We start from the raw sequence: 14514 nt of genomic DNA, 5'->3' as shown, positions 1-14514 counted from the left end.
TTTCTCGCTCCTGGCAACTCTGCCAGCTTCTTTCCGAAATTCCTCCTGCGCGGTTATCCCTATGCCTGATGGTTCCTCCACGGCGCATCTCTATCGCCCCAAGCTCGTCACCACGCTGACCGAAGGCTACGGTCTCGCCGCGTTCCGCCACGACGTGATGGCAGGACTGACGGTGGCGGTGGTAGCGCTGCCATTGTCGATGGCGATCGCGGTCGCCTCCGGCGTGACGCCCGAGCGCGGACTGTTCACGGCCATCGTCGGTGGTTTCCTCGTCTCGGCGCTCGGCGGCAGCCGGTTTCAGGTCGGCGGCCCGGCCGGCGCCTTCATCGTCCTGGTAGCAGCGACGGTTGCGCAGTTCGGGGTTGAAGGGCTCCTGCTCACCGTATTCGTGTCCGGCCTGATGCTGACGGTGATCGGCGCGTCGGGGCTTGGATCGCTGATCCGCTACATCCCGCATCCGGTCACCGTCGGCTTTATCAGCGGCATCGCCGTCACCATCCTGGCGAGCCAATTGCACGATCTCGGCGGGTTGACGCTGGCCGGCGCCGAGCCCGGACCGTTTCTGCCAAAGCTCGCGGCCCTCGCCCATGCACTTCCGACCCTGAACTGGTCGGCGCTCGCGGTCGGCGCCGGTTCGGTAGCGGTGATCTTCGCACTGCGCGCCTGGCGGCCGGCATGGCCGGCGATGCTGATCGCGATCGTGCTGGCCTCGGTCGCAACGTTGCTGCTGCATTTACCGATTGAAACCATCGGCAGCCATTTCGGCGAGATTCCGCCCGGCCTGCCGGCGCCACATCTGCCGGCGTTCTCTTCGAGCCTGTTGCTGCAGATCCTTCCGACCGCACTCTCCTTCACGCTGCTCGGTGGTGTCGAAAGCCTGCTCTCGGCGAAGGTCGCCGACGGCATGACCGGGCGCAAGCATCGCTCCAACATGGAGCTGGTGGCGCAAGGGATTGCCAACATCGCATCTGCCCTGTTCGGCGGGATCAGCGTCACCGGCACGATCGCGCGCACCGCAACCAACATCCGCGCCGGCGCGCGTAGCCCGCTCGCCGGCATGATGCATTCGGTCTTTTTGCTGTTGTTCATCATCCTGGCCGCGCCGCTCGCGAGCTACATCCCGCTCTCCGCGCTCGCCGGCGTCCTGGTCGTGGTGTGCTGGTACATGGCGGAAAAGGAGGAATTCCTGCACCTGATCGTCGACTGGCGCAGTGCGGTGGTGCTGATCCCGACCTTTGCCCTGACCGTGTTCAAGGACCTGACGTTCGGCATCGTCACGGGGTGCCTGCTCGCCGCGCTGTTCGCGGGCATCGACCGCTGGCGGCAGGCAGGCAAGAGCTAACTACTGTCACTTCGTGTCCCGCCGTCGCTCTGAGCGATGGAGCTGGAGTTCGGGATGTTGCGAAGACCCGCGCGCGATCATGGCTGCACCGATCCGCTCCGACGCTTCGCGTGCGTCGTTGCCTTGATCTTGGTTGGCTTCGTTGGCACGACAGCGCGCGCGGCGGAGCTGTCTCTCGACGTGTCGAACATGCCGCGCATTGCGGCCGTCGACCCGCGGTTCCAGTCCTACAACATCGAAATGGTCGAGGTGACCGGTGGCCGGTTCTGGAGACCCTATGGCGCAACTGGCACGCAGGTCGATGCGAAAGCCGACCGGTTCGCAGAGCGCTCCCCGATCGATCTCCGCGATGCCAGGCTGCGCAAGCTCGCCGCGGCCTTGTCTCCCGCCTATCTCCGTATCAGCGGGACCTGGGCCAACAGCACTTTCTTTGCGGATTCCGACACACCGCCGTCGGCACCACCGGCGGGCTTCAAGGGCGTCCTGACACGGCCGCAATGGCAGGACGTGGTCGATTTCTCGGGCGGGGCCGATGCACCGATCGTCACGTCATTCGCGATCAGTGCCGGGACCCGCGACGCGAATGGCCATTGGACACCGGAGCAGGCGCAGCGCCTTCTCGCCTTTACCCGTTCCATCGGCGGGCATATCGCCGCCGCCGAGTTCATGAACGAACCGGACCTCCCCGCCATCGGCGGCGCGCCCGAGGGATATGACGTTGCCGCCTACGGCCGGGACTTCGCCGCTTTCCGCAACTTCATGAAACAGGCGGCGCCTGATGTGATGGTGCTTGGCCCGGGCACCGTCGGCACCGGCGACGATGCAGCGGCCCTGTTTGCCGCCACCGCGCCAGGCATCGAAGCGGTCTCCTATCATCACTATGGCGCGCTCTCGGCACGATGCGGCAGTGATCGTACGCCGGAGGCCGCACTGTCGGACGACTGGCTGGCGCGAACCGACGACACCTTGACCTTCCATCGCGCGCTGCGGGATCGCTTCGCGCCGGGCCGGCCGATCTGGCTGACCGAGACCGCAGAGACCGCGTGTGGCGGCAATCGCTGGGCCGCGACCTTCATCGATACGTTCCGCTACCTCGATCAGCTCGGACGGCTGGCCAAGGCAGGCGTTCAGGTGGTGATGCACAACACTCTCGCCGCAAGCGATTACGGCCTGCTCGACGAGCGGAGCCACCTGCCGCGGCCGAACTATTGGGGCGCGCTGCTTTGGCGACGGCTGATGGGAACGACCGTGCTGGATGCGGGGATTGCGCCACGACCCGGTCTCCACATCTACGCGCATTGCGCGCGCGATAGTCCGGGCGGCGTCGCCCTGCTCATCATCAACAATGATCGGGAACAGCCGCACGACCTGGCACTACCGGCCGCATCGCAACGCTACACCTTGGCGAGTGAAAATCTTGCCGATGGCTCGGTCCAGCTCAACCGAACGACACTGGCGCTGGGGCCTGCGGATCAGCTCCCGGCTCTCACCGGCGAAGCGACCGCGGCAGGGACGATCATGGTCGCACCGGCAACGATCAGCTTCCTGACCGTCGCAACAGCCGGGAACGCTAACTGTCGTTAGCGATCGGAGTCCTATGCGGCGTCGCGGCCAGCCTCCGACGTGTCAGTTGGCCGCGCCACCAGATGACCGAGCATGATCGCCGTCATCAGCCGCTCCATCTCCAACCAGGCGGTGACATGCGACATCGTCGGGCGCGCGCCGCGCGCCAACTGGTTGGCATCGTCGATCGCCGTCAATCCGCGTGGATAGAACTCGCGGAAGATTACCCTTTCAGCCAATCCGTCGACCACGCGGAAATTCAGCGTCTTCGACAGTTCACCGAGGGCTTCCCCGACCAGACGCTTGTTGCGCGAGCCGAGCGTGGACAGCCGGTTGCGCAGCACCACCCAGTCGAGCGCCGGCTGGTCGTGGGCGCTGCGCGTGCGCCGCGCCTCCTCCACCATCTTCGCGTAATGGCTGATGCCGGTCACCTTGAAGGACTCGGCATCGACCGTGCCGAGCACATCGAAATCGAGGAAACTGTCGTTCAACGGCGTGATCAGCGTATTCGCCAGCGAGTGCGCGAACGTGTTCAGGTAAGTGTCGTGGCCGGGACTGTCGATGACGACGAAATCATGCGAACGGCTGAGCCGCTCGACGATCTCGGCCAGCGCGCTGCGCCCGAGCGTCTCGACCTCGCTGGTCCTGCCGCTCACCGTCTCGAAGCACATATGTGTCGGGACACCGAGTTCCAGCGAGGCTTCGTGCGCCCAATCCCGCCGGTTGTCGACGTAATGGGTGAGCGTCTTCTGCTTGTTATCGAGATCGATGGTGGCGACGCGCTGACCGGCCTTGATCAGCGCGATGGCGACATGCATGGCAATCGTCGACTTGCCTGATCCGCCCTTGTTGTTTCCTACGACAATTACACGTGCACTTGTCATGCGCTTCCCTACCGGACGCTTGAGCCAAAGCAGCTTGAATTGAATTCGGTAAGTGCGAATCTCCGTGATTCGACGGATATCGACAAGAGTCGTCGTGACTCTGTCATGATATATCTCTGAAGGCTGCGACATCATTGTCACAGCTCGCCCTGTCGTTGTGCGCGGTAGCGTGACTAGACCCCCGTTCGGAACGGGAGTCTAGATTCTTGTTTTGACCCGTTTTCTTCACGCGAACCGATATCCATCCCGGATCAAGTCCGGGACAGGCTTTCGCTCGAAAACGCTCTAGCGCCCCTGGAACACGGCGGCGCGGCGTTCCACGAACGACTTGATGCCCTCGGCTGCATCGGCGGTGTTGAGCACGCGTTCGCGGATCTGCGGGATGACCGCAATCGCCGCCTGCTCGCCGGCCTCGATGAACTTGCGGCCCGCCTCCTTGGTGACCTGGATGCCGAGCGGCGCGTTGCGCGCGATGATTTCAGCCAGCGCCATCGCGCGCTCGACCTGCTTTCCCGCCGGCACGATCTCCTGCACCAGGCCGATCCGATGCGCCTCAGCCGCCGAGAATTCGTCGCACAACAGCAGATGATACATCGCGTCGCCCCAGCCGGCCCGGCTGATGTAGCGGAAATGCGCACCCGCGAGCGGCGCAATGCCGCGTTTCGCCTCCATCTGGCAGAAGCGGCAGTCGTCCGCGGCGACGACGATGTCGCCGGCCAGCATCATCTCGATGCCGACCGTGAACACGATGCCCTGCACCGCGGTGACGATCGGCTTCCGGCACCGCTTCGCAAGTCCGAACGGATCGACATTGCCGTCCGGCAGCGGCTTGCGCGTCGCGGTCGAGCCGAAGAATTTCGGCATGTCGAGACCGGCGGTGAAATTGTCGCCGGCGGCGCAGAGCACGCCGACCCAGAGGCCATCATCGTTGTCGAGCAGCGTCAGCGCGTCGGACAGTTCCGCCATCATCTCCGGACTGAAGGCGTTCTTCTTGGCGGGATTGTCGATGACGATCTTCAGGATGTGGTCATGCCGTTCGTGACGGACCCGCCCCTCGCTTGCGCTGCCGGACATCGGTTCCTCCCATTTTTGTGACTGGTCACATTCTGGATGATGCTTGTCATCCTGATAGATGATGATCATAATCCTGAAGCAGAGTCAATTTCGGAAGGTCACGCGAGATGGGTCATTCCCAGGCCGACAAGGCCAGGAGCCGCGAACGCATTCTGAACGAGGCCGCGACGGAGATCCGCGACAAGGGCCTCGATGCGCTCAGCATCGGCAGCCTGATGCAGCGGGTGAACCTCACCCATGGCGGCTTCTATGGGCACTTTGCCTCGCGTTCGGACCTGATCGCGGAAGCGCTCGAGCAGGCACTGGCCGCCGGCGAAGCCGCCGCGCACGCCTCGCGCGATCCGGACAAGCCGGTCAGCGTGAATGCGATGGCCCGAAGCTATCTCAGCCGCACGCATCGCGACTCCCGCAAGACTGGCTGCGCGATATCAGCGCTGATCTCGGATGTCGGCCGCGCCGACGAGCAGCATCGAGCGGTGATGGAACCACATATCGAGGCATTCATCGCCAAGGTCGCGCGCGTGCTCGGCGATCAGGACGACGAACAGGCGATCATGGCGGTCAGCGCGATGATCGGTGCGCTCGCGATCTCGCGGGTCATCACCGACCAGAAGCGCTCCGATGCCGTGCTGCGTGCGGTCCGCGACGGCATCATCGCGATGGCATCGGATGAATGATTTTGCCCGCGACGCGGGCCAAGCCGATGGAGTGAACAATGAACGATCGATCTGGTCTTGAGCCAAGCGCCGTGCAGGGAAGCGTGTTGATCGCCGGCGTCGGTGCGTCGCATGGTCTCGGCGCCGCGATTGCGCGCCGCTTTGCCGCGGGCGGCTATCCCGTCGCGATTGCCGGCCGCAACGCCGAGAAGCTCGCAGCCACCGCGGCCGAACTCGCCGCTGATGGTGCGAAGGTCGCCCACATCGTCGGTGACGCCTCCACGGCTGCGGACACGGCCCGCTTCGTCGAAGCTGCCGAGAGGCTCGCGCCGCTGGCGATGGCCGTGCACAATGCGGGATCCAATCGGCCAGCCCCGTTCCTGAAGGTCAGCGAACAGCGCTTCGAGGAACATTGGCGCGAGCATGCGCTTGGCGGTTTCCATCTGGCGCAAGCCACAATCCCGGCGCTGCTGAAGCGTGGCGGCGGCACGCTGGTGTTCACCGGCGCCAGCGGCTCGCTGCGCGGCAAGGCCAATTACGCGCCGTTCGCCTCCGCCAAGGCCGCGTTGCGGGCGCTGGCACAGAGCGTGGCGCGCGAATTCGGACCGCAGGGCATTCACGTCGGCCATGTCGTGGTCGATGGCGGCATCGAGGGTGATCGCTTGCTCAGTCTGCGTCCGCAATTGAAGGACGACCGCGGCCCGGATGGGCTGCTCAATATCACCGCCATCGCGGATGCCTATTGGGTGCTGCATCACCAGCATCGCAGCGCCTGGACGCTGGAGCTGGATCTGCGGCCGTGGGCGGAACAGTTCTGACGTCGCTTGCGAAATGGGTTGCGATCTCCTGAGAACTTGTCAGGCTGTGCGGCGCATTCCTTGAACAGCGCCCACAGCCCGGGAGAAGTCCGTGTCGCAGCCTGTGCCGATCCTGCATCATTTCGATGAGTCGCCCTTCTCCGAGAAGATCCGCATCATCTTCGGGTTCAAGAAGCTCGCCTGGAACTCGGTGCGGATCTCACGCATCATGCCGCGGCCGGACCTGATGCCGATGACCGGCGGCTATCGGCGCACGCCGTCGATGCAGATCGGTGCCGACATCTATTGCGACACCCAGATCATCATCCGCGAGCTGGAACGGCGATATCCGACGCCGACGCTGTTTCCCGGCGGCAATGCCGGCGTGCCGGCTGCGCTAGGCATGTGGACCGACCGCCCGTTCTTCCAGAGCACGGTCAATCTTGTGTTCGGCTTCATCGGCGACAAGGTGCCGCGGGAGTTCATCGAGGACCGCGAGAAACTCCGCGGCGGAAAGTTCGACATCGCCGCCATGACCGCGGCCTTGCCGCAGATGCGCGACCAGTTCCGCGCCCATGTCGACTGGATCGAGGCGCAACTCGGTGACAGCCGGCCATGGCTGCTCGGCGAGTTCAGCCTCGCCGACGTCAGCGCCTACATGAACGTGTGGTATGCGCGACAGAGTCTCGCCACCATCGACGAGATCATCAGGCATTTTCCGCACGTCTCGACGTGGGAAGCGCGCGTTCGCACCATCGGGCATGGCACGCGCACCGAGATGTCGTCGGTCGACGCGCTCGAGATCGCAGCACGATCGACGCCAGACTCACCCAGCTTCGGTGACCCCGCGGATCCGAATGGCCGCAAGCCCGGCGATCGGGTCGGCGTGTTGCCCGATGACTACGGCAAGGTCCCGGTCCACGGCGAAATCGTCTCGCTGTCGGCACAGCACATCGCGATCCGCCGGACCGACGCGCGCGCCGGCGAGGTCGTGGTGCACTTCCCGCGCGCCGGCTTTTTGGTCGTTCCGGACTGACGGCGGGGCCCTCTCGCCGCCCATCCAGGAAGTCTGTGCGGAAACCCAGCGTTTCGCGGCGCAGCCTTGTCCGGCCACGAACGGCCATTATCTCGCTGACATCCCAACCGAAGCCTCAGCCGCGCGGGCTTGCGGACGTCGTGCCGCAGGCCGACTTCGCGATTCGCGCAGACTGGAGGCGCATGGCGCAGATTGTGCCACACCGACAACTGGATTGACCGATGACCACCGCTCTCGAATTTGGGCTCGATACGTTCGGCGACGTCACCAGGGACGCCGCTGGCGCGCCGCTGCCGCATGCGCAGGTGATCCGCAACGTGGTCGACGAGGCCGTGCTGGCCGACGAGCTCGGAATCGATTTCATCGGGCTCGGCGAGCACCACCGGGCCGACTTCGCGATCTCCGCTCCCGAAGTCGCGCTGGCGGCAATCGCGGCGCGGACCCGGAACATCCGCCTCGGCTCGGCGGTCACCGTGCTGAGTTCGGACGATCCGATCCGGGTGTTCCAACGCTTTGCCACGGTCGACGCCATCTCGAACGGCCGCGCCGAGGTGATCCTCGGCCGCGGCTCCTTCACCGAGTCGTTCCCGTTGTTCGGATTTGATTTGCGCCAGTACAGCGAGCTGTTCGAGGAGAAGCTCGACCTGTTCACCGAGCTCCTGAAGCAGCAGCCCGTCACCTGGCAGGGCAAGCTGCGCCCGCCGCTCGACAACCAGTCGGTCTATCCGCCGGTCGAGCACGGCAGGCTGAAGACCTGGATCGGCGTCGGTGGCAGCCCCGAATCGGTGGTGCGCGCGGCGCATTATGATCTTCCGCTGATGCTCGCCATCATCGGCGGCGATCCGAAGCGCTTTGCGCCTTATGTCGACCTGCACCAGCGCGCCTATCAGCAGATCGGCCGCGCGCCGCAGCCGATCGGCGTGCATTCGCCGGGCTATGTCGCCGAAACCGATCTCCAGGCGCGTGAGGAGCTGTGGCCCGACTACAAGGTGATGCGTGATCGCATCGGCAAGGAGCGCGGCTGGCCGCCGATGGGACGCGACGAGTTCGTGCAGGAGGCCGATCACGGCTCGCTCTATGTCGGCTCGCCGGAGACCGTCGCGCGCAAGATCGCCGCGACCGTGAAGGCACTCGGGCTGGCGCGCTTCCAGCTGAAGTACTCGGCAGGTCCCCTGCCGCATGAGAAGCTGATGACGAGCATCGAGCTGTATGGCCGCAAGGTGGTGCCGATGGTCCGTGAGCTGCTCGCGTCGGATTAGAGCGTTTTCGAGCGAAGTGGGTACCGGTTCGCGCTGGGAAAACGCGTCAAAACAAAAGTCTAGAGCCCTGTTCCGATTCCATCGGAACGGGGCTCTAGTGGATCGCCGCATACATGATCTTCTCCTCGGTCGCTTCGAGCGCGGAGAACTCCTCCACCACCTTGCCCTGGCGCGAGACCAGGATGCGGTCCGACAGGGCGAGAATCTCCGGCAGGTAGGATGATATGACCACAACCGCCTTGCCCTCATCGGCAAGGCGGTTGATCAATTCATGGATCTCGACAATCGCGCCGACGTCGACGCCGCGGGTCGGCTCATCGAAGATGATCAGCTCCGGCTCCTGGACCAGCGATTTGGCAATCACGACCTTCTGCTGGTTGCCGCCGGAGAGCTCGACCACTTTCACCTCGTCGCCGATCGCGCGCACCTTGAGGCGCTCGATCCAGGTCTTGCCGACCGCATTGGCTTCGCGTGGTGACAACAGCATCCGCCCTCCCGGGAATTTGGCCAGCAGGCCGAGATAGATGTTCCGCGCAATCGAGGCGGTCTCGAAGAAACCCTCGACCTTTCGGTCCTCGGTGACGTAAGCGATGCCGGCCTTGACCGCAGGCGCCGGGACCCGATACCGCACCGGCTTGTCGTGCAGCAGGATTTCGCCGCCGTGAAAGAAATCCCGCTTCAACACGCCGGAGACGATCTTGAACGTTTCGGTGCGGCCGGCGCCGACGAGGCCGAACACGCCGGTGATCTGTCCGGCAAATACCGACAGCGAATTGTTCTTCACCATCGGCGCCATCTTCAGGTTCTGCACCGTCAGAACCCGCGCACCGGCCGGGCGCAGGCGGTCCTTGCGCGCGCCGTAAAGCGTGTTGGAGAGATCGCGTCCGACCATCGCCTGGACGATCGCCGCGCGGTCGAATTTCGCCGCGTCATCGGTGACGACATGCTTGCCGTCGCGCAGCACCGTGATCCGGTCCGCGAGCAGCAGCGCCTCCTCGAGCGCATGCGAGATGAAGATGATCGAGACGCCGCGCTTCTTCAGGTCGCGAACCAGGTCGAAGAAGTATTTCTTCTCCTCCGGCGTGAGTGACGCCGTCGGTTCGTCGAAGATGATCACCTTGGCGCGGTGCAGAACCGCGCGCGCGATTTCCACCATCTGCTTCTTGGCCGCGCCGAGCGCGCCGACGGTCGCCGTCGGCGTCACGTCGAAATTGAGCGACTGCAGGAACTGCTGCGCGGAGATGTAGATGCCGCGCAGGCGGTTGTAGAATTTCTCCTGCCCGAGGAACAGGTTCTGCGCCACGGTCATGGTGGGCACCAGGCTGTTCTCCTGGAACACCATGGCGATGCCGAGATTGCGCGCTTCCAGCGGCGTCTTCAGCGTGACTTCGGCGCCGTCGACCGTCATCTTTCCCGACGTCAGCGTCACGACACCGGCCATGATCTTGGTCAGCGTCGACTTGCCGGCGCCGTTCTCGCCGACCAGCGCATGAATCTCGCCGCGGCGGAGATCAAAGTCGACGCCTTCGATGGCAGGGACACCGGCATAGAGCTTGGTCGCCTTGCTCAGCGAAAGTATGATCTCGCTCATGCGCCAAATTCCTCAGTGAGCGTGGCCAGCGGCAGTCTCAGGACCCGCCCCGGCCCCTTGGCGATCATCGCCAGATCGGGGCCGGATTCGATCGCCGCGACGATGCCGTGATTGACGCCGTCGACGCGGCTGTGCAGCGAATACAGCGGCGCCCCCTCCTCGTTCAGCCGGATCACGAGCCCATAGGAGCGCGGCGGCGCCCACGGCTTGATCACGCCCATCGTCTTGATGTGCGCGCCCTGCATCGGCTCCTTGAACGACAGTCCGGAGCGCAGCCGCGGCGCCACCCAGTAGGCAGGGTCGATCTCAGCCATCATGCGGCGCCGAAAGGCCGGCTCGCGCAACACGAATTCAATTAGCTGGGTGCGCGCCGTGAACGCCGTCAGCCAATAGCCGCCGCCCGAAGCCCTGGACAGCCGGGACGGATAGACCGGCAGACGGCCGAGCACGACCCGGCTCGATCCATCCGGCGCTATCAGCACCAGCCGATGCCGCCAGCTCTCGCTGACGAGGAGGCCACCGCGCGCGGCACAGGCGCCAAAGGCATAGCCGAGCTTTCCGGCGATCTGGGTCACGGTTCGGGTCTCGGTGTCGAGCCGATAGACACGGCCGCTACTGTTCAGCTCCATCAGGTCGCGCGCCCAGTCGTCGACGCCGCAACTCGCCGAACCGTCCGTCGCGATCAGCGTGCCATCGGGCGCAAGCGTCAGTGCATTGATGGCGTTGAAAGCGGGGTCGGCGATGGTCGCGCGCGGCTCGCCAGAGCCTGGGACAGAATAAAGACGAACCTCGCGGCCTGCGAGCGCGACCGCCAGCCCGCCATCCCGCAACGGGCAGAGCGCCGAGATCGGCTGATCGAATGTGCGCAGCTCGGTTGCGGCGCCGCCATCGAAACGCAGCAGACGCCGTCCGTCGGCGAGATAAAGCCGCCCACTGATGGTTGCGAGATCTTCCGGCGCGTCGCACGAAAACAGCGTCTCGGCGGTTTCCAGCGTCTGGTTCGGCTTCAGCGCGCCATCGAACGACGGCACGGTGATGGTCGCTTCGCCGCGACCGAGAAAGCGGTTGGCGAACTCCCTGACGGCGGCGATCACGACAGCTTCCCCCACCGCTTGTCATACTGCACGAAGTTCGGATCGGCGCCGTCGAGCTTGTAGCGACCGATCCGATTGTTGGCGATGCCGCCGAGATAGAGATAGCCACGATGCTCGCGCATCGAGGTGATCATCGGATGATTGGCGCCGCGCAGGTCCCAGAACGATTCGAGGATCTTTCCCTGCTCGTTGAACTTGACGACGCAGCCGGTGTTGATGTTCGGGAATAGCCACTCGTCGACCGGCACGCGCTTGGCCATGCGGCGGCGGAAGCCCGGCATCTTCCAGGCGAGATCGAGCGACGGGCTGCGCATGCCGACGAGAGCGAGCCAGTAGTTCCCGTCGGAGGCGAGGTTGATGTTGTCGGGGTAGCCCGGCAGATTGTCCATCACGACCTCGACCGTCCCCTTCTTCGGGCCTTCGAACCAGTAACGCTTGATCGAGCAGCCGAAGGTCTCGGCGAACAGGATCGACCGCCCGTCGCTGGCGACGCAGATGCCGTTGGGGAATTTGAGCCCGCGCAACGCCGTATGCGTGCTGCCGGTCCTGGTGTCGTAGCAGATGATGCGGCCGTTGCCGCGCGCCTCCAGGCCGTCGATCGGCCACTCGTCCATTTCGTAGCGTACGGTCGCCTCGGAAAAGAAGATCAACCCGTCGTCGGTGATGTCGAGGTCGTCGGCGAGCCGAAGCCTCGAATCGTCGTTGACGGAATGCAGGCTGCGGTTGGTCTCGTCGGTGGCCTTCTCGACCGCCCCGTCTGGCTTGATCCGGTACAGTCCCATTCCGCCGATGCAGACATAGAGATTGTCGTCGCGATCGAAGGCCATGCCGAGTGGCTGGCCGCCGATATGGGCGAACACCTCCATCGTCTCATAGTCCGGGGCGAGAAAGCGCATGATGTCGCCGTGCCGCGAACCGGCATAGAGATTGTCGTGGCGGTCGAGGATGACGTCTTCCGGCGCCTCGATCCGCCCGAGCCCGATCAGGGTCACATCCCGCAGCTTGTCGTTCTGCTCGAACGGTCCCCCCGCGCCGATCTCGGTCGCCGGTGGCGGCGGCAGCGCGTGATAGGTCGGCGCGACGTAGACCTTGCTGATGATGCGGGTCCGGTTCTTCTGCCAGCGGATATCGATCATCGCCGCGATCAAAAGGATGCCGGCGAGCGCCATGCGGTTGACGCCGCCCCGCGCATTCATCGTGGTCAGGCCGTTGGTGATGAGCAGGACGATCAGGACGCCGACCAGCGATTTCGCAACCGACCCCTTGCCGCCGCCGAGGGTGATGCCGCCGAGCACGGTTGCGGTCAGCACGATGACCTCGAGGCCGACGCCGATATCGCCGCCGACGGTGCCGAGCCGTGCCGCAAAGAACAGCGCGCCGATGCTGGTCAGCACGCCGCTGGCGACATAGCAGAGCGCGATCGTGCGCCGGACCGGGATGCCGGAATTGTAGGCCGAGCGACGCGAGCCGCCGATCGCAGTGATGTGCCAGCCCGGGCGCAGCCGCGTCATGAAGATATGGCCGAAGATCGCGATGACGATGTAGACGATCGCCACGCTCGGAATACCGAAGACGTCGCCGCCGCCGATGAAGTTCCATGACGGAATATCGGGAAATGCCGCCGCGATGGCGTTGGAGTAGCGCTGAATCAGAAGATCGAACGCGGAGCGGTAGATAATCAGCGTGATCAGCGTGGTGATGAAGGCGCGCAGCCTGAGATAACCGATCAGCACGCCGTTGACGGCACCGAGGAACGCGCCGAAGACGAGCGTGGCCGCGACCACGGCGGGAATCGGCCAGCCCAGCACGTCGAGGAGATAGAGCGCGCAGAAGTCGGTGAGCGCAAACATCGATCCGACCGACAAATCGATGCCGCCGACGATGACGACCAGCGCCATCCCGAGCCCGATGAAGCCGATCTCTCCGGCCTGACGCGCGGTATCGGCGAGGCTCGCCGGCGACAGGAAGTGATCGATGGATCGGCTGAGCGCGAAGCCGATAATCAGGAGCAGGATGACCGGGATCGCGGTCTCCGTCCACCGCTTGGACAGGATCTCGCCGAGAAGATGATCGGGCCAGTAGCGGTAGCGCAGGCTCGTCAGGGTATCGCGCATCGGCATTCCATCGGTCTTCGAATTTCGGGAGCGTGACGTCCCGGGCGCGAAGCGACCCGGGACGTCGGAGGTTGGACTACTTCTTCAGATCGCTGAGATTCCAGCAGGCCGTATCCGCGTTCTCCTTGCTGATCGGAATCAGCGTGGTGTAGGCCGAGCCCTTGACCGAGCCGGCCTTGGCGCCCGACGACAACAGCCACTTGATCATCGCGGAGAGATCGTTGGCCTGCGTCGGCACGTCGTAGCTCATGTTGAGATCGAACGCGCCGGACTTGACCAGTTCACAGGCGCCTTTGCGCTCGCCGCCCCCCGACGTCGCAACGAACACCTTGCCGGTGAGACCGGCTTCCTTCACCGCAGCCGCGGTGCCGATATCCATGCCGTCCCAGAAGCCGACAATGCCGCACAGATCGGGATTCTGCTTCAGCACGGTCTGCGTGATCGCCTTGGCCTTGGCGGCATCCCAGTCGGCGGCCTGGCTCGAAACCACCTTGATGTCGGGATGCTTCGCGAGGACGTTCTCGACGCCCTTCAGCGTGTAGGCGCTGGCGGCAGCCGACAGCGCGCCCTGCACGATGGCGATCTTGTTTGATTTGCCCTGACACGCCTTGACCACCGCTTCGGTGTCACGCTCGCCGATCTCGATCCAGTTGGCGCCGACGAAAGCCGAGCTGCGATAGGCCGATCCCATGTTGATCTGGATCACATAGATCCCTTCGTTCTCGGCGCGCTGCAGCAGCTTGGCGTAGGTCTGCACGTCGGGATTGTGGATCACCATCACCGCCGGCTTCTCTGATATCAGCGACGTCACCGCCTGCGCGCCGGCATTGGTGTTCCAGTTGGGATCGCGGATCTCGAACTTGACGCCGTAGGGCTCGAGTTCCTTCTTCATGCCGGCGTACCAGCCCTCGGTCAGGTCGAAGTTCATCGCGACCGGGACATAGGCCACCACCTTGCCGGCCAGCGCTTCCTTGAACGGCTTCTGGAACGGCTCGTCCAGGCCCTGCTGCGCGAGCGCCGGCATGGTCATTGCCGCCATTCCGAGCGCCGCGATCATCACTCGTCCAATCATTGCTTCCTCCTTGGTTATGTTGGTTATGGTTA

Annotated in this window: 11 protein-coding genes and 1 pseudogene; 6 read left to right on the top strand and 6 right to left on the bottom strand. The window is 64.5% G+C overall.

The window, feature by feature from the left end:
• Positions 1-61: 61 nt before the first annotated feature.
• Both UP10_RS10895 and UP10_RS10890 read left to right on the top strand, forming a co-directional pair.
• A pseudogene (locus UP10_RS10895) lies at positions 62-1300 on the top strand (SulP family inorganic anion transporter); the annotation flags it as partial.
• Between the two features lie 96 nt (positions 1301-1396).
• On the top strand, positions 1397-2926 hold the full coding sequence (locus UP10_RS10890) for a glycosyl hydrolase family 79 N-terminal domain-containing protein (RefSeq protein WP_044587466.1): 1530 nt from the start codon (positions 1397-1399) through the stop codon (positions 2924-2926).
• 11 nt (positions 2927-2937) lie between these two features.
• Here UP10_RS10890 and UP10_RS10885 read toward each other — a convergent pair whose 3' ends face one another.
• Together UP10_RS10885 and UP10_RS10880 are read right to left on the bottom strand one after the other, a co-directional pair.
• The gene (locus UP10_RS10885; RefSeq protein ID WP_044587347.1) at positions 2938-3789 is read right to left on the bottom strand and encodes a division plane positioning ATPase MipZ; all 852 of its coding nucleotides are present in this window, start codon (positions 3787-3789) and stop codon (positions 2938-2940) included.
• Positions 3790-4074: 285 nt separating this feature from the next.
• Positions 4075-4863, bottom strand: coding sequence for a crotonase/enoyl-CoA hydratase family protein (locus tag UP10_RS10880; RefSeq protein WP_044587465.1), 789 nt, complete (start codon positions 4861-4863; stop codon positions 4075-4077).
• Positions 4864-4970: 107 nt separating this feature from the next.
• On the opposite strand from UP10_RS10880, the gene UP10_RS10875 reads away from it, so the two are divergent.
• The 4 genes from UP10_RS10875 (at position 4971) to UP10_RS10860 (ending at position 8611) form a co-directional block, all read left to right on the top strand.
• Positions 4971-5540, top strand: a complete 570-nt coding sequence (locus UP10_RS10875; RefSeq protein WP_044587346.1) for a TetR/AcrR family transcriptional regulator — start codon at positions 4971-4973, stop codon at positions 5538-5540.
• A gap of 38 nt (positions 5541-5578) precedes the next feature.
• On the top strand, positions 5579-6337 hold the full coding sequence (locus UP10_RS10870) for an SDR family NAD(P)-dependent oxidoreductase (protein ID WP_044587345.1): 759 nt from the start codon (positions 5579-5581) through the stop codon (positions 6335-6337).
• Between the two features lie 91 nt (positions 6338-6428).
• Positions 6429-7352, top strand: a complete 924-nt coding sequence (locus UP10_RS10865) for a glutathione S-transferase family protein (protein WP_044587344.1) — start codon at positions 6429-6431, stop codon at positions 7350-7352.
• Positions 7353-7573: 221 nt separating this feature from the next.
• The gene (locus tag UP10_RS10860) at positions 7574-8611 is read left to right on the top strand and encodes an LLM class flavin-dependent oxidoreductase (RefSeq protein WP_044587343.1); all 1038 of its coding nucleotides are present in this window, start codon (positions 7574-7576) and stop codon (positions 8609-8611) included.
• Positions 8612-8705: 94 nt separating this feature from the next.
• Here the strand turns inward: UP10_RS10860 and UP10_RS10855 are convergent, their stop codons facing one another.
• The 4 genes from UP10_RS10855 to UP10_RS10840 all read right to left on the bottom strand — a co-directional run bounded on the left by UP10_RS10855 (position 8706) and on the right by UP10_RS10840 (position 14482).
• Positions 8706-10202 (bottom strand): sugar ABC transporter ATP-binding protein, encoded by a 1497-nt coding sequence (locus UP10_RS10855; protein ID WP_044587342.1) that lies wholly within the window; start codon positions 10200-10202, stop codon positions 8706-8708.
• The gene (locus UP10_RS10850; RefSeq protein ID WP_044587341.1) at positions 10199-11296 is read right to left on the bottom strand and encodes an SMP-30/gluconolactonase/LRE family protein; all 1098 of its coding nucleotides are present in this window, start codon (positions 11294-11296) and stop codon (positions 10199-10201) included. The genes UP10_RS10855 and UP10_RS10850 overlap by 4 nt, the downstream gene beginning before the upstream one ends.
• Entirely contained in the window at positions 11293-13416 is a 2124-nt protein-coding gene (locus UP10_RS10845; protein ID WP_044587340.1) for an ABC transporter permease, read from the bottom strand. Before UP10_RS10845 ends, UP10_RS10850 begins: the two co-directional genes overlap by 4 nt.
• Positions 13417-13486: 70 nt before the next feature.
• On the bottom strand, positions 13487-14482 hold the full coding sequence (locus tag UP10_RS10840; RefSeq protein WP_044587339.1) for a sugar ABC transporter substrate-binding protein: 996 nt from the start codon (positions 14480-14482) through the stop codon (positions 13487-13489).
• Between the last annotated feature and the right edge of the window lie 32 nt (positions 14483-14514).

Source organism: Bradyrhizobium sp. LTSPM299, from assembly GCF_000938235.1.
Classification (GTDB): Bacteria; Pseudomonadota; Alphaproteobacteria; order Rhizobiales; family Xanthobacteraceae; genus Bradyrhizobium.
The sequence above is the reverse complement of the archived record's forward strand: the minus strand, read 5'-3'. Positions and strand labels throughout refer to the sequence as shown.

Excerpts from the sequence above, each read along its gene's own strand:
- UP10_RS10840 (WP_044587339.1), bottom strand. The coding sequence starts at position 14,482 with ATGATTGGACGAGTGATGATCGCGGCGCTCGGAATGGCGGCAATGACC.
- UP10_RS10885 (WP_044587347.1), bottom strand. The coding sequence starts at position 3,789 with ATGACAAGTGCACGTGTAATTGTCGTAGGAAACAACAAGGGCGGATCA.
- UP10_RS10870 (WP_044587345.1), top strand. The coding sequence starts at position 5,579 with ATGAACGATCGATCTGGTCTTGAGCCAAGCGCCGTGCAGGGAAGCGTG.
- UP10_RS10855 (WP_044587342.1), bottom strand. The coding sequence starts at position 10,202 with ATGAGCGAGATCATACTTTCGCTGAGCAAGGCGACCAAGCTCTATGCC.
- UP10_RS10845 (WP_044587340.1), bottom strand. The coding sequence starts at position 13,416 with ATGCCGATGCGCGATACCCTGACGAGCCTGCGCTACCGCTACTGGCCC.
- UP10_RS10890 (WP_044587466.1), top strand. The coding sequence starts at position 1,397 with ATGTTGCGAAGACCCGCGCGCGATCATGGCTGCACCGATCCGCTCCGA.
- UP10_RS10860 (WP_044587343.1), top strand. The coding sequence starts at position 7,574 with ATGACCACCGCTCTCGAATTTGGGCTCGATACGTTCGGCGACGTCACC.
- UP10_RS10875 (WP_044587346.1), top strand. The coding sequence starts at position 4,971 with ATGGGTCATTCCCAGGCCGACAAGGCCAGGAGCCGCGAACGCATTCTG.
- UP10_RS10880 (WP_044587465.1), bottom strand. The coding sequence starts at position 4,863 with ATGTCCGGCAGCGCAAGCGAGGGGCGGGTCCGTCACGAACGGCATGAC.